This is a genomic window from Lysobacter sp. HDW10 (genome assembly GCF_011300685.1).
In the GTDB taxonomy this organism is placed as follows: Bacteria; Pseudomonadota; Gammaproteobacteria; order Xanthomonadales; family Xanthomonadaceae; genus Solilutibacter.
The window spans coordinates 975,513-999,101 of the sequence record NZ_CP049864.1 but is presented as its reverse complement, the minus strand read 5'-3'; the positions used below and the strand labels follow the sequence as shown (position 1 = coordinate 999,101).

Below are 23,589 nucleotides of genomic sequence, written 5' to 3'. Positions count from 1 at the left end.
CAATTGGAATCCCCATGCACGGCGCTTCGCTGAACATCGTCCTCATCCTTCTTTTGGCGGCCATCTTGGTGGTGCCGCTGTTCAAACGCTTCGGTTTGGGCGGTGTGCTTGGCTACTTGGTCACCGGCATTTTGCTTGGGCCACATGCCTTGCGCGTGGTGAACGATCCAGATGGCGTCCTCGCGGCTTCCGAAATCGGCATCGTGATGATGTTGTTCGTGATCGGACTCGAGCTGTCGTTGCCACGCTTAAAGGTCATGCGCAGACCGATCTTCGGCGCGGGCGGTCTGCAAATGGGCCTCAGCATGCTGTTGCTTTCGGCCTTCGTCTACTTTCAAGATATTCCGTGGATCACTGCCGTCTTTGTCGCAGGCGCGCTGGCACTGTCTTCGACTGCCGTCGGTTTGCAATTGCTCGCCGAACGCAAGACGCTGGGCACCGAGCACGGTCGCCTCGCCTTCGCCATTCTGCTGTTTCAAGACATCGCAGCTATTCCGATGTTGGCGGCAATTCCCTTGCTTGGACATTCCGCCTCGGCGCAAGCGCATTTGCCTTGGTGGGTTGCAGTGCTCAAGGTGGCGGGCGCCATCGCATTGTTGGTGGTGGGTGGCCGCGCACTCTTGCGACCGATCTTTCGTGCCGTGGCGCGTACACATATGCCGGAAGTGTTTGCGGCGGCTGCACTCTTCGTGGTGTTGGGCAGTGCGTGGTTAATGGAAGCTGTGGGTCTGTCGGCGGGCTTGGGTGCGTTCCTCGCAGGCGTGCTGCTAACGGATTCCGAATATCGTCACGAGCTTGAAGGTCAGATCAAACCGTTTGAAGGCTTGCTACTGGGTTTGTTCTTCATTGCCGTCGGCATGAGTATCAATGTTGATCAAATCCTGTCGCATCCGGCGCAGATCTTTGCCGGCGTTGTGGCCTTGTTATTGGCCAAGGGCGTCGTTCTGTATGGCGTCGGCCGACATGTGGGCCACCTGACCCATGTTGCGGCGGGCAAGTTGGCGGTGACCTTGGCCCTTGGCGGTGAATTCGCATTCGTGTTGTTCAACGAAATGTCGAAGTACAAATTGCTCACTGGCGAACTGCAGGAAACTTTGGTGGCCGTTGTCGGTGTATCGATGGCCCTGACGCCCCTGCTCGTGCTTTTAATGGAGCGACTCGCGAAGAACAGCACACCGCCGTTCGAAGTCCGTCCGCACGACCCGGTCGAAGACACGCACCCGCGCGTGATGGTGGTTGGCTTTGGTCGCTTCGGACAAGTCGTTGGGCGTGTGCTGATGTCGCGCAATATTCCTTTTGTTGCGTTTGAGCACGATGTCGAACAAGTCGAGTTCGTGCGTCGCTTCGGCAACAAGGTCTACTACGGCGACATTTTGAATACGGAAACCCTGCGCGCCGCAGGTGCAGAAGGCGTCAGCGTGTTTGTACTGACTTTGAATGATCCCGACATGACCTTGCTGCAAGTCGAAATGTTGCGTCGCCAATTTCCAAAAGCAAAGATCATTGCGCGCGCCAGCGATCGCCGTAACGCGTGGCACATCAAAGATCGGGGCGCCGTGCCCGTGCGTGAACTGTTTTCGGCGTCGCTTGATACCGCCACTCAGGTCATGCAGATGCTAGGTGTGCCTGAAAATGAAGCGAAAGCGCATAGTGCGAAATTCCGCGTGCACGATGAAGCATTGTTGGAAGCGCAGCGTTTGGTGCAGGACGACGAAGCCGCACTCAAGCAAACGGCGCAGGAAGCGCGCATCGAACTTGAGCAGTTGTTCAATGCGGACGAAGAGCAAAAGCCGCAATTGTCCAAACCCGATCGCCCCGAAATGGAAACGACTTAAGTGTCAGGGGAATTGGGTGTCCGCAAGTAGCTCGCCATCGACGGGCTCCGCTTGTTTTCACCCGTACCGAGTTCAGTCGCAACGTCAACAAAACCGCGCATCAAGGCCACTTCGCGCGCTGTGCGATTGAGCGCATCGCGCGCACTCGGGTCGGCACCTGCACGCAGCAACATTTTGATGACGCGCATCAAGCCATGCAGCGCAGCCACATGCAAGGGACCAAAGCCGCGTGCGTCCTTCGACGTGAGCGACACGCCTTCCGCCAGGAACTGATCGAGCACGGACAGGATCACCGTTTCATCGGTCGCGGTACCGGGTTCGGCGCGCGCCCCCAACAACAAAAGCAAAGGCGCAACCGCTTGCGAGTCTTCAGGATCGGGTTCGGCACCCGCGAGCAGCAACGTATCCATCAAGGTCACCGCAGCCGTACGATCGCGCGCGCCAAATGCAAACAGACAGGCACAATGCAGCGCCGTGAGGCCTTGTGCGTCGACTGCATCGACACGTGCACCGTGACGCATCAGCAGCGCCGCCATCTTTGGCAGACCCAATGCAGACGCCAACATCAATGCCGTGACATCACCGGGCAGTCGTTGTTCAACATCGGCACCGGCGTCAATCAGGTGCTCCGCGATGGCCAGATTGCGCATCGATACAGCCGCTGACAAAGGTGTTGCGCCTGCATCTGCAGCGATGCGGGTATCGGCGCCATGCGCGATCAATGCGGACAATACATCGGCATGACCACCCCCTGCAGCGCGCAGAAGTCCGGTGCAGCCTTGACCATCGCGGGTGTTGACGTCGAAGCCAAGTTCCAACAATCGACTCACGGCATGCAGATCTCCTGCGATTGCTGCAGCCGGCAAATCCTGTGCACGGAGGCGGCGCGCCGGAGACGGCCACAAGCGCCAATCCACCCACTCGATCAGTGCTTTGTGTCCACCGGCCAAGGCCAAACCATGCGCGGTTTGTCCATCATTCGCCCGCAGTCGCGGCGACGCACCGGCAGCGATCAAGGCCTTGACCATGTCGCGATCACCTTGCGTGATCGACAAATGCAAGGGCGTCATGCCTTGCGCATTTTGCGCGTCGGGGAAAGCCCCGCGCGCGAGCAACTCATTCGTCAGATGTCGCCACCTGAGTTTGACGGCAAGAAACAGCGGGGTTTCACCCGCTGCGTTTTCACCGAATGCGTCTGCACCCCGCGACAACCATTCAAGCGCCGTGCGTTCTTCGTGCGCACGCATTTGCCCCGAGCTTTGGACGCCGGTCAGATACTCGGCAAATACGCCACGTCCGTTAATTTGCGCACCACGCGCCAACATGCTGCGCGCGATGTCGGGGTGTGCACCTGATTTCGTCGCACCCACCACGGCCAAACTGGCGAGCGCTTGTCCTTCCCGATTCACGGCATGCGGATCGAGACCGTTGTCGAGCAACCAATTCGCCAAGGCGCCATTTTGCAAGCCGTGCTCTTCGAAGAGACGAATGCGCTCATCGCTGTTCAAACCGACAGCGGCGATTTTGACGGCTTCGAGGTCATCGTTGGCCAAGGCATCGGACACTGCGGCATACGGTGCGCGCGCCACCGGCGTTGCGTCTTGCGATGCCGTTGGTTTGAAGTTTGGATCCAAGACCGAAACCAATGCCCAACGTGCGTTCTCACGTGCACGCTTCAATGGCGTGAAACCTTCCACGTCTTCGAAGTCGGCGCGTGCGCCCATGTGCAAGAGTTCTTTGACGAAGTCCGGGCTTGTCTCGCCTTCGATCGCATGATGCACCACGCCACGACCATTGCCATCGCGCGCAGTGATCGACATGCCGTGATCCAGCAAGGCTTGGATGATGCCGATATGTCCCATGCGTGCCGCCATGTGCACGGGGCTTCGACCTTCGGCATCCGTCGCATCGAGTTTGGCTTTGTGCTTGATGAACAACTCGACACCTGCGGCATCGTCATCGTCACAGCGCGCCGCGGCATTCAAGGCCGGCATGGCACCTTCGATATTGAGCTTGGCGCCACGTTCAATGAGGAATTTTGCAACGCGCCAGTTGCCGGATTTTGCGGCAACCAAAAGCGGCGTAACGCCTTCACTGTTGATCGCATTGATGTCGGACGATGCATCGAGCAACAGTGCAGCGACGGCGGGGTCGGTGCTGTGCGCTGCATGGTGAAGTGCCGTATTGCCGTTCACATCCGCGCGGCGTGCATCGGCGCCATTGGCGAGCAAGGTTGCAACGGCTTCCGGGCGTCCATGCCAACTGTCGCGCGTTGCGACTGCAAGCGGCGCCTGCGCTGCATTGTCAGGATTGAGTTCGGCGCCTTGCGCAATCAATGCACGCAGCAAGCGCAGGTCCGGCAAGACGGCTGCGAGCACGGCGACGCTGCGTTGGTCTTTATCGCTCGATTGCGGCAATGCGGTGGCTTGGGCGCCTTCGCTCAAGAGTCCAAGCGCTTGTTCGACGCGGCCTGCGCGCGCAGCCTCGTAGAGCAAAGTATTGAGGACAGCTTGCTCGGCCTCTGTGTGCACGACGGGTGCGGGAGTTGCGGTCGTGGTGTCTTCGATGCGGATCTGCGCAGGGTGTTCGTTGTCGCCTTCAACGGCTTCTACCGGTGCATGCACTTCTTCCGCCGCTTCCGTCGCTTCGGTCATTTGCGGCAAAACACTTTTCGCATCGGCAACCGGCGTAAGCAAGAGAGAATTCAACGCATCCAACGACACCACTTCTGCATTACTTGCGAAGCCACGCGGCTTCGTCGTTTCCGCCGGCGTTTTGTCTTTCGACTTTTTACGGGCCTTGGCCTTGGCTTCGCGCGTGGGCTTTTCGGTCGTGCTCTTTTCAGTCGCCGGCTTCGTCGCTTTCGGTTTGGGTGCCGCAACCGTGAGTCCTGACGGACGCTTCAAAAAATGCACTACGGGAATCCAAACCGCAGCCACACCGGCAAGCACCCAGCGCGACGTGCCTTGCAACAAGTCGGGCCACGCCAACAAGACAATGGCGACCACAGCAGACAACACGGTCGTCGCAACGGCGAGCCCCTGCCAGGGCCAAGCGTTGGTTGCTGCACGCTCTGAAGCGCCTTTGAACGCCGCGCTCGCAAAAACATTTGGCATGCGCAGCGCATCTGCATAACGCCATGCCAAGAGCAGCAAGAGTCCGATCGCCGCACTCACGCCCATGGCGGCATGTAAGCCACCGTCTTTAATGAGCTTCGACAAAGGCCACATCAACACCAACAGCGCGCCTAAAACAACGACGCCCCACACCAGTGCCCAAGAGAGGACACTTTTCCAATGCTTCAGCAGTTCGCGCCCAGAGAACGCGAGGCCAGCGGCCAAGTTGGCTGCGACGCCCAAGACTAAAGCTTGTTCGCCGGGACGAACCATGGCCACGGCCATCAACGCCGCGACGGCCACCAGGGCAATGCGCAAACGCGCCGGCACGGCCTCAAGCATCCGTGCCCCAGTCGCTGGTCATGGGATCGATCGACGAGGCCGGTGGAAACTGCAGATGAAATCCGCGTGTGGCCAAATCGTCCATGACACGCTCGACATTGCCGCGCGCGAGTTTGCGCGACGGATCCAACGTCAAGGCCATGACCGAGACCCAAGGTGAGAGTTGTGCATCGAGCGCTGCGGGTAAAGCATCGAACCCGTCTTCCTTGGCGAGGAACACATAGGTGTCGGCTTTCTTTTGGCTTCGATAGATATATGCCTGCATGCGTAGCAGAATAGCGTTTTCCAAACGTGTAATTGTAAGGAAGGCATTCATACAAAAGGATGCCCACGACGGAGCAATGATGAAATCGAGTGGTGCCTTGGAAGAAATGACGGACGTACGCGACTGGCTGATGGGCTTGCAAGACCGTATCTGCAGCGCGATCGAACAGGCCGATGGCGGCGCAAGATTTGTGGAAGACGCCTGGACCCGTGAAAAGTCAGGTGTTTTGCTCGGGGGCGGTGGCCGCACGCGCATCCTGCGCGATGGCACCGTGTTTGAACAAGCCGGCATCGGCTTTTCCGACGTGTCTGGCAATCAATTGCCGCCGAGCGCAACCGCCGCGCGGCCCGAACTGGCCGGTGCGCAATGGCGTGCCTGCGGCGTGTCTTTGGTGTTTCACCCGAAGAATCCGTATCTGCCGACGACGCACGCCAACGTGCGACATTTTCGCGCCGAAAAAGACGGCGAAACGGTGGCTTGGTGGTTTGGCGGCGGATTCGACCTGACCCCGTTCTATCCCTTTGACGAAGATGTACTGCATTGGCATACCGTGGCGCGCGATCTATGTGCCCCCTTCGGTGACACCCGCTATGCGGCACACAAGCAGTGGTGCGATACGTACTTTCTGTTGAAGCATCGCAATGAGACGCGCGGCGTTGGCGGCCTGTTCTTCGACGATCTGCAAACCGACTTTGGGCAAGATTTCGCGTATATGCAGGCCGTCGGCAATGGCTTCCTAGACGCGTACCTGCCGATTGTTGCGCGCCGCAAAGACCATCCCTATGGGGATCGGGAACGTCAATTTCAGCTCTATCGACGCGGCCGCTACGTCGAATTCAACTTGGTGTTCGACCGCGGCACGCATTTTGGTCTGCAATCAGGCGGTCGCACCGAATCGATTCTGATGAGCATGCCGCCGCTCGCGCGCTGGGAATACGGCTTTACGCCCGAGGCCGGCAGCGCAGAAGCCAAACTGAATGACTATCTGCAGCCGAGAGACTGGCTGGCCTAAACCTTGTTGGCGGACTTGTAAGACACGACGCTGATGTGCCCATTGGTCTCTAGCCATGCGATTCGAACATCGGCGAGTGCGTCGATGTCGTTCATTCGCAGCACCTCATGGAAGTCTGCTTCACTCACCAGCTCGCGCCGCAGCACATCGTGGAAGAGCTCGCCATTGCGCGCGAGCACAACCGGGACACCTTCAACCACTTTTCTGAAGCGCTTGTGTCGCGCGGTCATGAGGGCCACAAAATAATTCAGGCCGATCAAGGTGCCGGCGAGAATGACCGCACCGCTGATCGAGTTGTCGCCACCGTTTAGGCCGTTTTGCACGGCGTTGCCGATCAAGATCAGCAGAACCAAATCAAAGGGCGTGAATTGGCCGACCGAGCGTTTGCCCGACAAGCGCATCAAGACCATCACCAAGACGTAAATGACAATCGCGCGTAAGACGAAGTGCCACCACGGTGAACTCATGTCGAAAAGTGCGTGCATGCTGACATTCTCACCCAGAAAGGTGCGGTGACTGCAGGATTCTTCGACTGGATTTTGTGTGGCCCAATAAAAAACCCCGCCGGAGGGGGAACCGGCGGGGTGGGTTGGATACCATCTTGGGGAGAGGGGTATCCGGATTTGGATCTGCTCCAGGGGAGGGGAGTTTTTTTGATCCTCGTCGAACGTTGCATCCGACACGTGCATGACACCATTTTCGATGTTGAATTTTCGTAAAAAGACGCGTCGATAAACGGAAGCATTCAGGGGGGATTTAGATGCTCAATGCGCCGCTTCCCAATTCTCGCCAATTCCTGAATCCACCACTAACGGAACGCGCAAATCTGCGGCAGAAGTCATCAATCTTGAAACGTTTTCGACGAGCGTTTCCGCAAAGTCTGCGTCGCACTCGAAGACCAGTTCATCGTGCACCTGCATGATCATCAAAGCGCGTGATGCGTAGTCAGCAATCCATGCATCGACGGACACCATGGCACGCTTGATAATGTCGGCCGCCGTCCCCTGCATCGGTGCGTTGATCGCGGCACGTTCAGCGCCAGCGCGCTGGCCTTGGTTGCGGGAATGGATATAGGGCAAATACAGGCGCCGTCCGAAGACGGTTTCCACGTAGCCGTGTTCTTTGGCCTTGGCGCGCGTTTGTTCCATGTAGTCACGCACACCCGGGTAGCGACTGAAATACAAGGCGATGTACTCTGCCGCCTCGTGACGTTCAACGCCCAGTTGCTTGGCCAGCCCAAATGCGCTCATGCCGTACATCAAACCGAAGTTGATTGCTTTGGCCGCACGACGTTCATTGTTCGTCACCGCATCGGGTGCTTTGCCGAACACTTCACCGGCCGTGGCGCGGTGAACGTCATCGCCGCTTTCGAATGCACGCACTAACGCTTCATCGCCTGACAAGTGCGCCATGATGCGCAACTCGATTTGCGAATAGTCACACGCGACGATGACGCGACCTTTCGGCGCGACGAATGCGGTGCGAACACGGCGTCCATCATCTGTTCGAATCGGAATGTTCTGAAGATTGGGATCGTTGGAAGACAAGCGCCCCGTTTGCGCACCCGCTTGGTTGTAAGAGGTGTGCACCCGGCCGGTATCCGGGTTGATCATTAGAGGCAGCTTTTCTGTGTAGGTGTTGCGCAGTTTGGCCAAGCCGCGGTATTCGAGAATGACGCGCGGCAATTCGTGTTGATCGGCAATGGCTTCCAGTGCTTCTTCATTGGTTGAAGGCGCACCAGAAGGCGTCTTGACCTCAGCTTTCAAGCCGAGTTCGTCAAACAACAAGGCGCCCAACTGTTTGGGTGAATCCAAGTTGATCGAACGCCCCGCGATATCTGCAGCGCGTTGGACTGCGGCCAACATGCGTCGACTGAGTTCGGCGGACTGCTTTTTTAGATTGGCGTCATCGATGAGCACACCGTTGGCTTCAATGCGCGTGAGCACAGGTAAGAGCGGCATTTCAATCGTGCGATAGACAGACAACAAGGCGGGGTCTTGCTCTAGCTCGGCGACATTCAGCGTGTTTAGGCGCAGCGTAATGTCGGCATCTTCTGCGGCGTACTCGGTCGCGCGCGCGATGTCGACGCGTGCAAACGGAATTTGCTTGGCACCCTTCCCTGCAACGGCTTCGTAAGGAATGGTCTCGAGACCCAAGCTTCGCTCTGCTTGCGTGTCCATGTCGTGGCGGCGCGTACTGTCCAACACGAAACTGGAAAGCAAGCTGTCGTCTCGCACCCCTTGAACGTTGATGCCATGGCGACGCAAGACATGCAGGTCGTATTTGGCGTTCTGCCCTAGCTTTGCGATGTTCGGATTTTCCAAGACCGGGCGCAGCGCATCTAAGACGGTGGCCATCGGCAATTGCGTGCCGGCTTCATGCGCGACCGGGATGTAGCACGCACGCAGGGCTTCGATAGAAAAACTCAAACCCACAAGATCAGCGCGCATCGGGTCTAGCGCACTGGTCTCCGTGTCGAAGGCGAATGCTTTCGCCTCTGACAATGCCATCACCCAAGCGGCCAACTGCTTCTCGTCCAGCACGGCTTCATAGCTACCGCGCTCTGACCAGCCCGCGGGTGCTTCGACCGTGCTGGGTTCAACCGGCGCAACGATGCGTTGCGCGCGTGCGGGTGGCGCCTTTGCTTCGGGCGTGACGCCGGCCTTCCCATCAAGGTCTTTCAACGCTTGGTTCATGCCGTAACGCGTGTAGAGCGTGCGCAACGTGTCGGTGTCTTTGTCACGAAGTGACAAATCATCGAACGCCAATCCCAAATCGACATCCGTCTTGATGCGGGTGAGATCGCGATTCAGGGGCAGTCGCGTCAATGACTCACGCAAGCTTTCTCCAATCTTGCCGCCGATCTCATCGGCATGCGCCATGACACCATCCAACGTGTCGTACTTCGCCAACCACTTCGCTGCAGTTTTCTCGCCGCACTTCGGGACGCCTGGAATGTTGTCGACCTTGTCGCCCATCAATGCAAGGAAGTCGATGATCTGATCAGCGCGGACGCCGAACTTTGCCATCACATCGTCATCCGAGTGGTACTTGGTGCCCGTCATCGTGTTCACCAACATGACTTTGGGCGCAACCAATTGCGCCATGTCTTTGTCGCTGGTGGACACCTCTACTTGCACGCCTGCTTCCGATGCCTGCTTGGCCAATGTGCCAATGACGTCATCCGCTTCCACACCTTCGACGCACAGCAATGGCAAACCCATCGCTTGCACGATTGCTTTCAAGGGTTCGAGCTGTGCGCGCAATTCATCCGGCATCGGCGGTCGGTTCGCCTTGTACTGCGGATCGAGCTGATTGCGAAAGGTGCCGCCAGACGCATCCATGACGAATGCAATGTAGTCGGGCTGCTCTTTCAAATGCGCACGCAACATGTTCACCACACCAAATAGCGCGCCGGTGGGTTCACCTTGCGCATTGCTCAGCGGTGGCAATGCGTGGAATGCGCGAAAGAGGTAGGACGATCCGTCGATCAAGATGATTTTCTGACTCATCCGTGAATTCTATCCGTAAGTTCGAAGGCTGAAACTTAAGCGTTCAAATCTCGCCCTCAGTTTATTGAATGGGCAAAACATGCAGGGCTTTTTGATGTTCTATAGCATCGATGTGTTTTTCGCGCGCTGCTTTCACTTTTTTGCGACAAGCGCTTCACCCATCACATACATTTTTGCAACGGCATGCTCACGGCGGTTCCTTGATGGTGGAGTTCACATCTCAAGTGATGTGCATCCCCCACAGAAAAGGAAAAGATGATGGCTAATATCAATGAAACGCGCGGCACCAATCGTGACCCGATTACAGGTGAACCCGGTTCGCATCCGCTGGGCACTGGCGTCGGCGCGCTCGGGGGTGCGGCTGCAGGCGCGGCGGTAGGCTCTCTGTTCGGCCCAATCGGGACGATTGTCGGCGGCGCAATCGGTGCAGCCGGTGGCGGTGCCGCAGGTCACAACGTCGCGGAGTCCATTGACCCGACTTTGGAAACGGAATATTGGAAGAGTGAGTACCAGTCGCGTCCTTACTTCAACAGCAAGTATGACTACGACACCGACTACGCGCCCGCTTTTAGCTACGGCAATCGCGTTCGCAACGAATACGCCAACCGCCCATGGGATGCCAGCTTGGAATCCGACATCAAAAATGGCTGGGAATCGGCAAAGGCCAAATCACGCATGACGTGGGACGAAGCCAAGAATGCTGTGCGTGATGCATTTGATCGCAGCGACCGCACTTATCGCACCTACGCAACAACAGACCAGTTCTACAAAAACGAATACGCGAACTCGAACTACGCCAAGGGCGACTATAGCTATGACAACGACTATCGACCCGCCTATCGTTATGGCACGCAAGCACGTTCCATGAATCTCGATGGCAAGTGGGACGATCGCATGGAGGCCGATCTTGAGAAGGGTTGGCATCGCGTCAAGGGTGAATCACGCTTGGCGTGGCAAGACGCCAAGGGCGCAGTGAAAGACGCTTGGCATGGTGTCGAGCGCGCACTCCCCGGCGACGCGGATCGCGACGGTCGCTAATTCGCACCCTTGCGAATGACCGTCTCGTGTGTGGAGGAGGAGACCCGGCTTCGGCCGGGTCTTTTTCAAAGGACGGTTAAGTTGGCGTAGGCCAACACCAGCCACTTGCTTCCAACCGCATCAAAGTTCACTTGCACACGTGCGTGTGCACCCGCACCTTCGATGTCGACGACCGTGCCACTGCCGAAGGTGGCGTGCTCCACCAGTGCACCGAGATTGATCCCCGGCGCAGCAATCGGTGCGTGACCGAAGTTACGACGTGCGGGGGATTGGAACGCACGCGTCGAGGCACTGCGTGGCCTCACTTCGTGAATTAAGGCCGTGGGTATTTCGCGCAGAAAGCGCGAGGGAATGCCCGGCATATCGGTACCGTGCAGGCGACGCGTTTCAGCAAAGCTCAATACAAGCTTCTCGCGTGCGCGCGTAATGCCGACGTAGGCCAAGCGACGCTCTTCTTCAAGCCGACCGCTCTCTTGCACGCTGCGTTGATTGGGGAAGATGCCTTCTTCCATGCCGCCTAGAAACACCAAGGGGAATTCCAAGCCCTTCGCACTGTGCAAGGTCATCAGCTGTACGCCGTCCTCGCCTTCCTGCGCTTGGCCCTCGCCCGCTTCCAGTGCGGCATAGGCAAGGAAGGCGATGAGCTCACTGAGCTCGGCCGACGCCTCATCATCAGCGCGCGAAAAACGCGAGGCGACCGTAATCAATTCATCCAAGTTGTCGACGCGGCTTTCGACACTGTTGCGCCCTTCTTTTTCATAATGCGCACGCAGGCCGCTATGCACCAACATGTGGTCGATCTTGTCTTGCAGGGGCAGTGCCTGCGTTTCAGCGTCGAGGCGATCAATGAGTGCCATGAAACCGGCAAGTGCATTTCGCGAGCGCGCGGCGATGGCGTCACCGTGGGCCACTTCACGCGCTGCATTCCACAAGGTCATGCCTGCGCCTCGCGCAAGACGACGGACTTCTTCCATCGTGCGATCGCCTATGCCGCGCGTCGGCATGTTCACCGCACGCTCAAAGGCCGCGTCATCGACGCGCGATGCGCTCAATCGCAAATAGGCCAATGCGTCTTTGACTTCTGCACGTTCAAAGAAGCGAACGCCACCGTACACGCGATAGGGCATTTGCGCGACGATCAGGGCTTCCTCAAATGCACGCGATTGCGCATTGCTCCGATACAAAATCGCGCAATCCCGATGCGCCCCACCCGACTGCACCCAATGCTTGACGCGACCCACCACGTAGTTCGCCTCGTCGATTTCCGAGTAGGCGGCATAGAGGTCGATGGGTTCGCCTTCACCCGAATCTGTCCAGAGCTGTTTACCTAGGCGCTCCGGATTGTGTGCAATGACGGCGTTCGCGGCACTCAGAATGTTCGCGGTTGATCGGTAGTTCTGCTCAAGTCGAATCGTTTGCGCGCCATCAAAGTCGCGCAAGAAGCGCTGAACATTCTCAACCTTGGCACCGCGCCAACCATAAATGGCTTGGTCATCGTCGCCAACGACAAAGACGCGGCCGGTATCGCCCGCCAGCAGTCGAATAAACCCATATTGAATCGCGTTGGTGTCTTGAAACTCGTCGATCAGAATGTCTTGGAAGCGATTGCGATAGTGCGCGAGCAAGACCGGTGTATCACGCAGCACTTCATGGGCGCGCAGCAGAATTTCTGCAAAGTCGACCAAGCCCGCGTTGTCACAGCGCTGCTGATACAAGGTGTAGGCCTTCAACATCACTTCTGAGAGTTCGTCCTTGCCCGCTTGGATATGTTGCGGTCGACGGCCTTCATCTTTCTGCTGATTGATCCACCAAGCAATCTGACGCGGCGGGAAGCGGGCGTCGTCGATCTCAAGTTGCTGCAGCACCCGTTTGACCATGCGCAGTTGGTCATCGCTGTCGAGAATCTGAAAGCTCTCAGGCAACTTCGCGTCTTGCCAATGCAAGCGCAGCAAGCGATGCGCAAGCCCGTGGAACGTACCGACCCACATGCCGCGACTGCCGGGCATGAGGTCCTGCACACGGTGACGCATTTCGGCCGCGGCTTTGTTGGTAAATGTAACCGCAAAAATGCCGTGCGCAGGCACGCCGTGCACTTGGTTCAGCCAACCCATGCGATGGGTCAATACACGGGTCTTGCCGGACCCCGCGCCCGCCAGCACCAAATAGTGACCCGGCGGTGCGGAAACCGCTTCGCGTTGCGCGGTATTTAAGCCGTCAAGCAGTCCCGATACATCCATCAGTGCTGTTCGTGCTCGCGCCCGTTGTCCACGTGCGACATCAAGCGATCCGTCCAAGCAATACCGATCGCCGACAAGATAAATACAACGTGGATGATCGTCTGCCACATCACACCTTGTTGTGTGAATTGGCTATTGGGTGTGCCAAGGTCGCCGACTTCGATGAATGTCTTCAGCAAATGAATGGAAGAGATGCCGATGATGGCCATTGCCAGCTTCACCTTGAGCATGCTGGCATTCACGTGACTCAACCACTCCGGTTGATCCGGATGGCCGTCAAGGTTCAAACGTGAAACGAAAGTTTCATAGCCGCCGACAATCACCATCACCAGGAGGTTGGAAATCATCACGACGTCGATCAGTCCCAAGACGATCAACATGATGATCACTTCGGCCGACTTGCTGACTTCGCCGACGGGCGGTTCATGGCCGCCAAACACTTGTTGAACCAAGTGCACAAGTTCGACACCGAACTGCCAAACGTAGATGGCTTGCGCGATGATCAGCCCGAGATAGAGCGGCAACTGCAGCCAACGAGAAGAGAAGATCAAGCCTTGAAGCGGGTTAAGACGTTTTTGGACCGGTGTCGACATACATGAAAGCCAATGAATTCAGGCTCGATTATCCCACACGGCTTCTGTTCCCCACGGTCGGTCGCGCACCCGGCGGTCGCCCGTCATAATTGGCGGCCCAGTCGTCACCCTGTCATTAGATGCCCGCTCTCAGCACCGCCGCACAGCACCGAATCCTTGAAACTCTGGCCACCGACACCGCAGCCCGCCTTGCGCAGGTGAAGGCCGCCGTCGACTTGTTGGATGGCGGTGCAACGGTGCCGTTTATTGCGCGGTACCGCAAAGAGGTCACCGAGGGCCTGGATGACACCCAACTGCGCTTGCTTGAGTCGCGCCTGTTGTATTTGCGCGAATTGGAAGATCGACGCGCATCCATTTTGGCGAGCATCGAGTCGCAAGGTCAGATGACCGACGCATTGCGCGCCGACATTGAAGCGGCCGACAACAAGTCGCACCTGGAAGATCTGTACTTGCCCTTCAAGCCCAAACGACGCACGCGCGCTCAGATTGCACGCGAAGCCGGATTGGAACCCTTGGCCCATGGCTTGTTGGCAGATCCGAACAACGACCCCGACACGTTTGCCGCTAGCTTCGTCGATGCGGAAAAGGGCGTCGCAGACGTCAAAGCCGCACTCGAAGGCGCGCGTGCGATCTTGATCGAACGTTGGGGCGAAGATGCGGGACTGATTCAATCATTGCGCACATGGCTGAATGACGTCGGTGTCTTGCGCGCGAAAGTGGTGGCAGGCAAAGAGGAAGAAGGCGCGAAGTTTCGCGACTATTTTGATCATGCGGAATTGTTGGCCAAGATCCCGTCGCATCGGATGTTGGCACTCTTGCGCGCACGTCGCGAAGCATTCATCACTCTGGACCTCGAGCCCGGCGCTGACCCGGACGCAGGTCATCAGTTCGCAGAAGGCCAAGTGGCCGTGCACGCCGGTGTGCGTGCCAAACAACGTCCGGCTGATGCATGGCTGCTCATGGCCTGTCGATTGACCTGGAAAGCCAAACTGCATTTGCATTTGATGATCGACTTGATGCAACAAGCGCGTGAGCGAGCGGATGCAGAAGCGATCAGTGTTTTTGGTAGCAACTTGAAAGATCTGCTGTTGGCTGCACCGGCGGGCGCGAAAGCCGTGATGGGCTTGGACCCGGGCCTGCGAACCGGCGTGAAAGTCGCCGTTGTCGATGCCACCGGCAAGTGCGTTGCCACCGACACGATTTATCCGCACGCGCCGAAGAAGCAATGGGATGCATCGTTGGCAACCTTGCAGGCGTTGGTGACGCAACATGCGGTGCAATTGATCGCGATCGGCAATGGCACGGCCAGCCGTGAGACGGATGCATTGGCCGCAGACCTGATCAAACGCATGGCAGGTCAGGCGCCAAACAAGCTGGTGGTGAGTGAAGCGGGTGCATCGGTCTACTCCGCATCTGAACTGGCCGCACGCGAGTTTCCACATCTCGATGTGTCTTTGCGTGGCGCGGTGTCGATTGCACGCAGGCTGCAAGATCCATTGGCGGAATTGGTGAAGATCGAACCCAAAGCGATTGGCGTCGGTCAGTACCAACACGACGTTGATCAGTACCAGTTGGCACGCGCATTGGATGCGACCGTCGAAGACTGCGTGAATGCCGTGGGTGTCGACGTCAACACCGCGTCTGCGGCACTGCTGACCCGTGTCTCGGGCTTGTCATCGTCGGTCGCCGAAAACATCGTGATCCATCGTGATGCACGCGGTGCCTTCCGTGCCCGCTCGCAATTACTTGAGGTGCCGCGCCTCGGCGACAAGACCTTCGAGCAATGCGCAGGATTCTTGCGCATCACGCAAGGCGATCAACCGCTGGATGCCTCGTCCGTGCACCCGGAAGCGTACCCGGTCGTTGAACGTATTCTGGCCGCCACCGGCAAGCACGCAGATGCCTTGATCGGTGATATCGCCACCTTGCGTGCGCTGAAACCCGCGCAGTTTACAGACGCGCAGTTCGGCGAACCGACCGTCCGTGACATCTTGTCTGAGCTCGAAAAGCCGGGCCGAGATCCGCGCCCCGCATTTCAAGCGGTGCAGTTTGCAGACGGTGTGCACGACATCAAGGATCTAAAAGTTGGCATGGTGTTGGAAGGTGTCGTCAGCAACGTCGCTGCCTTCGGCGCCTTCGTTGATATCGGCGTTCACCAAGATGGCTTGGTGCATATCTCGGCTTTGTCAGACCGCTTCATCAAAGACCCGCGTGAAGTGGTAAAGACCGGCGACATCGTCAAAGTGAAAGTGTTGGAGGTCGACGTCGCGCGCAAGCGCATTGCTTTGACACGCAGATTGACGGATGCACCCGCACCCGCCACGTCGCAGCCCGCCAAACATCAAGGGCCGCGACCCATGCGCCAAGAGCGCGCGGCGAAACCCGTCGCCGCGCCGATCAATTCCGCCTTGGCAGATGCATTTGCCAAGGCGAAAGACAAGCGCTAAGTGCGCTTGTCTTATTAGACGTACAGCGGGTTCGGCTTGTCGCCGTCGATGTTCCAAACTTTGATGGCGCGCGCCACATCTTTCGCAGTCAGTTTGCCGGTTTCAAACAAGGCAACGACGGCCGCGTGTGCAACGTGATAGCGATCGACCTCGAAGTGATGACGCAAGTTGGCGCGCGTATCACTGCGACCGAAACCATCCGTACCTAGCACCACATAGTGCATCGGCACGAACTCGCGAATCTGGTTTGCGAATGTACGGATGTAATCCGTCGCCGCAATGGCCGGACCTTCGCGCCCTTCAAGCAACTTGCCGACGTGTGACTTACGCGGCGACTTCGCTTCAGGATTGCGACGATTCCAGCGCGTGGCATCTTCGCCGTCACGTGCGAGTTCGTTGAAGCTCGGGCAGCTCCAAATGTCAGCTGCAATACCAAACTCTGCTTCAAGCAGATCTGCCGCTGCAATGACTTCACGCAAAATCGTGCCGCTGCCCATCAACTGCACTTTCAAACCACCGGCCGACTTGCTCTTGCCCTTGGCGGCTGGCGCTTCGCGCAACAAGTACATGCCCTTGATGATGTTTTCCGCACTGCCTTCGGGCATCGCCGGATGGGTGTAGTTCTCATTCATCAGGGTGATGTAGTAGTACTCATCTTCCTGCTCGGTCAGCATGCGCTGCATGCCGTGTTGCAAGATGGTCACGACTTCATAGCCGAAGGTCGGATCGTAGCTGCGGCAGTTCGGAATGATCGATGCCTGCACATGCGACTGACCATCTTCGTGTTGCAGACCTTCGCCATTCAAAGTGGTGCGACCTGCGGTACCGCCCAGCATGAAGCCGCGTGAGCGCATATCCGCGGCTTGCCATGCGGCGTCGCCGACACGTTGGAAGCCGAACATCGAGTAGTAAATATAGAACGGCAACATTTGCAGATCGTTGGTGCTGTAGCTGGTCGCAGCTGCCATCCAAGATGCAAATGCACCCGCTTCGGTGATGCCCTCTTCCAACACTTGTCCGGCCGCATCTTCGCGATAGAACATCAATTGGTCTGCGTCCACCGGCTTGTACTTCTGACCCTGCGGCGCGTAGATACCCAACTGGCGGAACATGCCTTCCATACCGAAGGTGCGCGCTTCATCGGCGACGATCGGCACGCAACGCGGACCGACATCTTTGTCACGCAACAAAATACCCAAGGCTTGAACGAACGCCATGGTGGTCGAGATTTCGCGTTCGCCGGTGTCTTTCAGCAAGCGTTCGAAAGTGTCCAGCTTCGGGACTTGCAACGACTCTTTGCTCTTTCTGCGACGCGCCGGCAAGTGACCGCCGAGCGCGGCACGACGTTCGCGCATGTATTCGATTTCAGGCGATTTTTCGTCCGGCTTGAAGAACGGCACCGAATTCTTTTCGAAGGCTTCGTCTGGAATATTGAGTTGGAAACGCTTGCGGAAGATCTGGACGGCTTCGTCATCCAACTTCTTGGTTTGGTGGGTAGGATTCAATGCTTCGCCCGCCGCGCCCATGCCATAGCCCTTGACCGTCTTTGCCAAGATGACCGTCGGCATGCCCGTGGTCTTAACCGCTGCGTCGTACGCCGCATACACCTTGTGCGGATCGTGACCGCCGCGATTCAAACGCCAAATGTCGTCGTCACTCAGGTTGGCGACCATGCGCAGTGTCTCCGGCGATTTGCCGAAGAAATGTTCACGCGTATACGCGCCACCGAATGCCTTGCAGTTTTGGTATTCGCCGTCGACGGTGTCCATCATGATGCGCTTCAGGATGCCGTCGGTGTCTTGCGCCAAAAGCGGATCCCAATAGCTGCCCCACACCAACTTGATGACATTCCAACCGGCGCCGCGGAAGTTGCCTTCCAGTTCTTGAATGATCTTGCCGTTGCCGCGCACCGGACCGTCGAGGCGTTGCAAGTTGCAGTTGATGACGAAGACAAGGTTGTCCAAGCCTTCGCGGCCCGCGACAGAAATCGCACCCAAGCTTTCCGGCTCGTCGGTTTCACCGTCACCGAGGAAGCACCACACCTTGCGATCGGTTTTCGGCATCAGGCCGCGTGCTTCCAGATACTTCCAATGACGCGCTTGATAGATGGCCGCCAACGGGCCCAGGCCCATCGACACCGTCGGGGTCTGCCAGTAGTCCGGCATCAACCAAGGATGTGGATACGAGCTGATGCCCTTGCCGTGTACTTCCATGCGGAAGTTGTCGAGTTGGTCTTCCGTGATGCGGCCTTCGAGGAAGGAACGCGCATAGATGCCAGGTGAGCTGTGGCCTTGGATGTACAGCAAGTCGCCCGGATGGTTTTCAGACGCAGCGCGCCAGAAGTGGTTGAAGCCCACGTCATACAGCGTGGCCGACGAAGCGAAGCTCGCAATGTGTCCGCCGAGATCGCCCGGCTTACGATTGGCGCGCACGACCATCGCCATGGCGTTCCAGCGAATGATCGAACGGATGCGCCATTCCATATTGCTGTCGCCCGGGAAGTTGGGCTCCAACTCCGGCGGAATGGTGTTGATGTATTCGGTTGTCGGCGCGAACGGCAGATCGACGCCTGCGCGACGCGTCAGCTGAACCATGCCCTCCAGCAATTGGTGGGCACGTTGCCCGCCTTGGTGGTCAATGACCGCCTTGATCGATTCAATCCATTCACGGGTTTCAGTGGGGTCGGGGTCGTTTTGCAACAGGTCATTGAGCCAAGACATTCGGTGTGCTCTTCAATCGGATTGACCCGAGTTTAGCAAGGGTGAGCGACATTCGGGCAGTGCTTGGATTTTTACCCGTATTAAATATTTTTCAGCCAAAGATTGATTCCCGTCACGAACCTGCATACGCTCCATACATGACTAAGGTCACTATCACCTCCGGCATAGACGCCCCACCTTTCATTAGTGTGGCGCTGTGCACGTGGAATGGTGCCGCACACCTGACAGCGCAGCTGGATTCCATCTTGGCGCAGCAAGGTGTGAACCTCGAATTGGTGGTGCTGGACGATGCGTCGACCGACAACACTTGGGCCTTGCTCGAATCCCGTGCAGCGGCTGACTCGCGCATCCGTCTCTACCGCAATGCAACAAATTTGGGTCACCTCAGAAGTTTCGAAAAATGCATGGCCTTGGCTGAAGCAGACTGGATCGCCCCGGCAGACCAAGACGACATCTGGGCTTTGGACAAGCTGATCAAGTTGCACGCCGTCATTGGCACCGCTGACATCGCGTACTGCGACTCGACATACATCGACGAAGCGGGCAAGCCGCTCAATCGCTCGGTCTCGGACGAGCTGGTGATGTTTTCGGGGAAAAATCCGATTCCGTTGTTCTTTCAAAACACGGTGTCCGGTCACGCCTGCCTCATTCGAAAGTCGCTTTTACCCGTCGCAGGGCCCGCACCCGAAGGCTTCTTCCACGACTGGTGGCTTGCCCTGAGTGCGGCAGGTCGAAATGGCGTGGTCTATTTGGACGCGCCCCTAGTGCAGTTCAGACGCCATGAACATGCCTGCACGACTTTGGGTCGCGGCAGCGGCGACCGTCACTCGGCGCGACGAAATGCGAATTGGTTGGAAAGCCTAGCCACGGTGGGCCGGTCGTACGCAACCACCGGATTGCGCCAAGCGGAGTTTGCCGGCCGGTTCTCTGAAGCCCTGCTCGCGGCGTACAAAGGCCGACTCGTGCCCGCGTGGCAATTGGTGTGGTCGAACCGCAGCGCCCTACCGCCCGATGACAAGCCGGGGTGGTCGAAAGCCATCAAGCTTTGGAGCCGTATTCGACGCAAGGCGCATCGCGCCAGATTGGAACCTGCGGCCGCTTAGGCCTGCGTGTTAGCGTCCGAAGAATTTTCTCGGCAGGAATACTTTCAACGCGCGTTCCGCACTCTTTCGGCGCAGGCCACGTGTGCGCAAGCCTTGCCACAATGGCGAGAACCAGCGAATGCGCGGTTGTTCGATCATCGTGATGCGTTGTCGTGCTTCGATGCGATACAGGGCTTGCAATTGATGTCCACGTTGAAGGCGTTCGGTAGGAAGATCAGGACGCGCTTGAATGCATCGCATTTGATCATCCGCAATCTCCACGTACATCTCGGCGACGCGCAATTGCCTGCGTTTCCAACCTTCATAACCTTGCTTGCTTCGATCAAACACCCAATCGCCTAAGTTGTTGTCGTGGCGTCGGTATTTAAGCAATGTGTCTTGCACACAGCGACAACTACCCAGCAATGCGCCGCGCAGCATCAGCATGTTGTCTTCCACACGGCCTTGCAAAGGTGGCAGTGCCGTCAGCAATGTGGTTCTGACTGCCATGCTGGCGCCCAGGATCGTCGCCAGTTTGCCGCGATTGATCAACCAGTCTTGATCGACCGTCGGAGGCAGACCGCGTGTATTGGCTTCGAGCAATCGTCCCTGAGCATCGACGTCATCGACTCGGGATCCCACCACCTGCGCATCGGCTTCTGTATCGAACACGTGCAAGAGTGTTTCAACGCGCGTCGGGAGTGAGACATCGTCTCCGGCCGAATTGAACAAGACCGGCGCAGTGGCCATGGCCGCGAGCTCATTGAGGTGTGCGCAGAGGCCTAAGTTGCGCGCGGTACTGCGCACGATGACGCGATGCGGGCCTTCATAGCCCTGCAAGAACGCGCGCACTTTGGGCACGGTCTGTACACACGATGCGTCGTCCGACACGATGATTTCGCAAGGGATGGTTTGTGACAGCGCGCCTTCGACAGCCGCTAAAACTGTTTCTGACATTTGATAGCAAACGACCAAAAAGGTCGCTCGCCATCCGCCCGATGGCGCATGTTGTGCGCCATGGACACTTGCTTCAAGCATTCGATGCTTTGTTGCTGCGTTCTTGCGCGCGCACTTTGCGAATTTGCGCATCCACCGCTGCAATGGCGGTCATGTTCACCACACGACGTGCGCTCGAGGCAGGCGTCAAGATGTGCGCCGGTTTATCCAGACCCATCAAGATCGGTCCGATGGCAACGCCGTTGGTGGCAACGCGCACCAAGTTGTAGCCAATGTTTGCGGCATCGAGATTCGGCATCACCAACAAGTTGGCCACGCCTTCCATGGTGGTGTTCGGGAAGATGCGCTTGCGCAATGCTTCGTCCCACGCTGTGTCAGCCATCATTTCGCCGTCTACCGAGAGACCCGGCACACGTGCACGCACGAGTTTCAGTGCGGCCTGCATCTTGGTGGCCGATGCATCGGAATGACTCCCAAAGTTGCCATGTGACAACAGCGCAACGTTCGGCTGGATGCCAAACAGCTTCATGCGATAGCTGGCTTGCAAGGTGGTTTCTGCAACGCGCTCCGCACTCGGGTCATATTGCACGTGTGTGTCTGTGAAGAACCACGCGCCGGCATCATTCAACACGCCGGTCATCGCCGCGGTCCCTGTCGCACCGGGCTCGAGATCGAACACGCTGCGCAGATAGCCGAGTTTCTTGTGATAGCGACCGACCAGGCCACAGATCATGGCATCCGCATCACCGCGTTCCACCATCAAGGCGGCCACCAAAGTCGGGCGCGAACGCACCAAATTCTTCGCGGCGTCTTGTGTCACGCCGTTGCGTTCATTGCGCAGGTGATACTGCTGCCAGTAGTCGTTGAAGCGCGGATCATCATTGATATTGACCAAATCGAAATCTTGGCCGGGGCGCATGCGCAGCGACAACTTGTCGATACGGCGGGCGATCACATCGGGGCGACCCACCAGAATCGGACGCGCCAACTTCTCGTCGATGACGACTTGCACGGCGCGCAACACGGTGTATTCCTCGCCTTCTGCATACACCACGCGTTGCACGTCTTGCACCGCACGTTCGTACACCGGACGCATCATCAACTTGGTGCGATGAATGAACTGCGCCAATTTCTCTTCGTAGTCGGCGATGTTCTTGAGCGGACGCGTGGCAACGCCAGACGCCATTGCGGCTTTTGCAACAGCGGGTGCAATCACTTCGATCAAGCGCGGATCGAAGGGGCGCGGAATCAAATATTCATCGCCGAACTTCGGAATGTCGTTGCCATAGGCACTGCCAAGATCGCTCGCTTCCATGCGTGCGAGCTTCGCAATCGCACGCACGCAGGCGAGCTTCATGTCCTCGTTGATCTCGCGCGCGCCCACATCCAAAGCGCCACGGAATATATACGGGAAGCACAAAGCGTTATTGACTTGGTTCGGGTAGTCACTGCGGCCGGTTGCAATGATCGCGTCCGGACGCACGCGCTTGGCGTCCTCCGGCATGATCTCCGGATAGGGATTGGCCAGGGCGAGAATGATTGGGCGCGTCGCCATCTTCTCGACCATCTCTGCCTTCAGAATACCGCCGGCTGACAAGCCGAGGAAGATATCTGCGCCTTCAACGATTTCCGCCAAACTGCGTTTGTCTGTATCGCGCGCATAACGCGACTTGTCGGGATCGAGATTCGGGCGATCTTTGTAGATCACACCTTCGCGGTCGAAAGCCAAGATGTTTTCCGGCTTCATGCCGAGTGCGACCAGCATGTCGAGACAGGCGATCCCTGCGGCACCGGCACCCGACGTGGCAAGTTTCACTTGCGTGATGTCTTTGCCCGCAACTTCCAATGCATTCAACACGGCGGCACCCACAATGATGGCGGTGCCATGTTGGTCATCGTGGAAGACCGGAATATTCATGCGCTCGCGCAACTTGCGCTCGATGTAGAAACATTCAGGCGCTTTGATGTCTTCGAGATTGATGCCGCCGAAAGTCGGCTCCATTGCGGCAATGATGTCGACGAGCTTGTCAGGGTCGCGCTCAGCCAACTCGATATCGAACACATCGATATTGGCGAACTTCTTGAACAACACACCCTTGCCTTCCATCACCGGCTTGCCGGCCAACGGACCGATGTCGCCGAGGCCGAGGACCGCCGTGCCGTTGGTGACCACGGCCACCAAGTTGGCGCGCGCAGTCAGATCACTGGCTGCGTTCGGATCTTCGACGATGGCTTCACAGGCGTACGCGACACCCGGCGAGTACGCCAGCGACAGATCGCGCTGCGTCACCATGGGCTTGGTTGCCGAGATCTGGATTTTGCCCGCCGGTGCCAAACGGTGATAGTCAAGGGCGGCTTGTTTGAAGTTTTCCTGATCGGACATGATGCAAAGCTCTGGGACGAACCTCGATTCTAACGCGGCGACACCATACG

Annotated in this window: 14 protein-coding genes; 5 read left to right on the top strand and 9 right to left on the bottom strand. The window is 57.8% G+C overall.

Annotation, left to right across the window (positions count from 1 at the left end):
* The first annotated feature begins 14 nt into the window (after positions 1-14).
* Positions 15-1,835 carry a monovalent cation:proton antiporter-2 (CPA2) family protein gene (locus G7069_RS04770; RefSeq protein ID WP_166294806.1) on the top strand — a complete coding sequence of 607 codons (1,821 nt, stop codon included), beginning with the start codon at positions 15-17 and terminating at the stop codon, positions 1,833-1,835.
* Here G7069_RS04770 and G7069_RS04765 read toward each other — a convergent pair.
* Together G7069_RS04765 and G7069_RS04760 are read right to left on the bottom strand one after the other, a co-directional pair.
* Positions 1,832-5,293 carry an ankyrin repeat domain-containing protein gene (locus G7069_RS04765; RefSeq protein ID WP_166294804.1) on the bottom strand — a complete coding sequence of 1,154 codons (3,462 nt, stop codon included), beginning with the start codon at positions 5,291-5,293 and terminating at the stop codon, positions 1,832-1,834. The genes G7069_RS04770 and G7069_RS04765 overlap by 4 nt on opposite strands.
* Positions 5,286-5,609 (bottom strand): YcgL domain-containing protein, encoded by a 324-nt coding sequence (locus tag G7069_RS04760; protein ID WP_240912636.1) that lies wholly within the window; start codon positions 5,607-5,609, stop codon positions 5,286-5,288. Before G7069_RS04760 ends, G7069_RS04765 begins: the two co-directional genes overlap by 8 nt.
* A 55-nt stretch (positions 5,610-5,664) precedes the next feature.
* On the opposite strand from G7069_RS04760, the gene hemF reads away from it, so the two are divergent.
* Positions 5,665-6,570: an oxygen-dependent coproporphyrinogen oxidase gene (gene hemF / locus G7069_RS04755; protein WP_166297535.1), complete on the top strand. Its 906-nt coding sequence runs from the start codon at positions 5,665-5,667 to the stop codon at positions 6,568-6,570.
* Here the strand turns inward: hemF and G7069_RS04750 are convergent.
* Together G7069_RS04750 and polA are read right to left on the bottom strand one after the other, a co-directional pair.
* Complete coding sequence (locus G7069_RS04750; protein WP_166294802.1) at positions 6,567-7,055, bottom strand: YetF domain-containing protein; 489 nt, start codon at positions 7,053-7,055, stop codon at positions 6,567-6,569. The genes hemF and G7069_RS04750 overlap by 4 nt on opposite strands.
* Before the next feature lie 279 nt (positions 7,056-7,334).
* Positions 7,335-10,082 carry a DNA polymerase I gene (polA, locus tag G7069_RS04745; RefSeq protein WP_166294800.1) on the bottom strand — a complete coding sequence of 916 codons (2,748 nt, stop codon included), beginning with the start codon at positions 10,080-10,082 and terminating at the stop codon, positions 7,335-7,337.
* A 255-nt stretch (positions 10,083-10,337) separates the two neighbouring features.
* Between polA and G7069_RS04740 the strand changes: the two genes are divergently transcribed.
* Positions 10,338-11,120, top strand: coding sequence for a hypothetical protein (locus G7069_RS04740; RefSeq protein ID WP_343162593.1), 783 nt, complete (start codon positions 10,338-10,340; stop codon positions 11,118-11,120).
* Between the two features lie 65 nt (positions 11,121-11,185).
* Here G7069_RS04740 and uvrD read toward each other — a convergent pair whose 3' ends face one another.
* Together uvrD and G7069_RS04730 are read right to left on the bottom strand one after the other, a co-directional pair.
* A complete protein-coding gene (uvrD, locus tag G7069_RS04735; protein ID WP_166294796.1) occupies positions 11,186-13,357 on the bottom strand; it encodes a DNA helicase II in 2,172 nt (723 codons plus the stop codon).
* Positions 13,357-13,950: a TIGR00645 family protein gene (locus G7069_RS04730; protein ID WP_166294793.1), complete on the bottom strand. Its 594-nt coding sequence runs from the start codon at positions 13,948-13,950 to the stop codon at positions 13,357-13,359. The genes uvrD and G7069_RS04730 overlap by 1 nt, the downstream gene beginning before the upstream one ends.
* Positions 13,951-14,069: 119 nt before the next feature.
* On the opposite strand from G7069_RS04730, the gene G7069_RS04725 reads away from it, so the two are divergent.
* Entirely contained in the window at positions 14,070-16,397 is a 2,328-nt protein-coding gene (locus G7069_RS04725; RefSeq protein WP_166294791.1) for a Tex family protein, read from the top strand.
* A gap of 14 nt (positions 16,398-16,411) precedes the next feature.
* Here G7069_RS04725 and aceE read toward each other — a convergent pair whose 3' ends face one another.
* On the bottom strand, positions 16,412-19,117 hold the full coding sequence (aceE, locus tag G7069_RS04720) for a pyruvate dehydrogenase (acetyl-transferring), homodimeric type (protein ID WP_166294789.1): 2,706 nt from the start codon (positions 19,115-19,117) through the stop codon (positions 16,412-16,414).
* A 137-nt stretch (positions 19,118-19,254) separates the two neighbouring features.
* Here aceE and G7069_RS04715 point away from each other — a divergent pair, with 137 nt between their 5' ends.
* Positions 19,255-20,220, top strand: coding sequence for a glycosyltransferase (locus G7069_RS04715; protein WP_166294787.1), 966 nt, complete (start codon positions 19,255-19,257; stop codon positions 20,218-20,220).
* A gap of 9 nt (positions 20,221-20,229) precedes the next feature.
* On the opposite strand, the gene G7069_RS04710 is transcribed toward G7069_RS04715, so the two are convergent.
* On the bottom strand, positions 20,230-21,156 hold the full coding sequence (locus G7069_RS04710) for a glycosyltransferase (RefSeq protein ID WP_166294785.1): 927 nt from the start codon (positions 21,154-21,156) through the stop codon (positions 20,230-20,232).
* A gap of 73 nt (positions 21,157-21,229) precedes the next feature.
* Positions 21,230-23,539: an NADP-dependent malic enzyme gene (locus G7069_RS04705; RefSeq protein ID WP_166294783.1), complete on the bottom strand. Its 2,310-nt coding sequence runs from the start codon at positions 23,537-23,539 to the stop codon at positions 21,230-21,232.
* Positions 23,540-23,589: the final 50 nt, after the last annotated feature.

Excerpts from the sequence above, each read along its gene's own strand:
- G7069_RS04705 (WP_166294783.1), bottom strand. The coding sequence starts at position 23,539 with ATGTCCGATCAGGAAAACTTCAAACAAGCCGCCCTTGACTATCACCGT.
- G7069_RS04750 (WP_166294802.1), bottom strand. The coding sequence starts at position 7,055 with ATGCACGCACTTTTCGACATGAGTTCACCGTGGTGGCACTTCGTCTTA.
- polA (WP_166294800.1), bottom strand. The coding sequence starts at position 10,082 with ATGAGTCAGAAAATCATCTTGATCGACGGATCGTCCTACCTCTTTCGC.
- G7069_RS04740 (WP_343162593.1), top strand. The coding sequence starts at position 10,338 with ATGATGGCTAATATCAATGAAACGCGCGGCACCAATCGTGACCCGATT.
- hemF (WP_166297535.1), top strand. The coding sequence starts at position 5,665 with ATGACGGACGTACGCGACTGGCTGATGGGCTTGCAAGACCGTATCTGC.
- G7069_RS04715 (WP_166294787.1), top strand. The coding sequence starts at position 19,255 with ATGACTAAGGTCACTATCACCTCCGGCATAGACGCCCCACCTTTCATT.
- aceE (WP_166294789.1), bottom strand. The coding sequence starts at position 19,117 with ATGTCTTGGCTCAATGACCTGTTGCAAAACGACCCCGACCCCACTGAA.
- G7069_RS04725 (WP_166294791.1), top strand. The coding sequence starts at position 14,070 with ATGCCCGCTCTCAGCACCGCCGCACAGCACCGAATCCTTGAAACTCTG.
- G7069_RS04730 (WP_166294793.1), bottom strand. The coding sequence starts at position 13,950 with ATGTCGACACCGGTCCAAAAACGTCTTAACCCGCTTCAAGGCTTGATC.
- G7069_RS04710 (WP_166294785.1), bottom strand. The coding sequence starts at position 21,156 with ATGTCAGAAACAGTTTTAGCGGCTGTCGAAGGCGCGCTGTCACAAACC.
- G7069_RS04765 (WP_166294804.1), bottom strand. The coding sequence starts at position 5,293 with ATGCTTGAGGCCGTGCCGGCGCGTTTGCGCATTGCCCTGGTGGCCGTC.
- uvrD (WP_166294796.1), bottom strand. The coding sequence starts at position 13,357 with ATGGATGTATCGGGACTGCTTGACGGCTTAAATACCGCGCAACGCGAA.
- G7069_RS04760 (WP_240912636.1), bottom strand. The coding sequence starts at position 5,609 with ATGAATGCCTTCCTTACAATTACACGTTTGGAAAACGCTATTCTGCTA.
- G7069_RS04770 (WP_166294806.1), top strand. The coding sequence starts at position 15 with ATGCACGGCGCTTCGCTGAACATCGTCCTCATCCTTCTTTTGGCGGCC.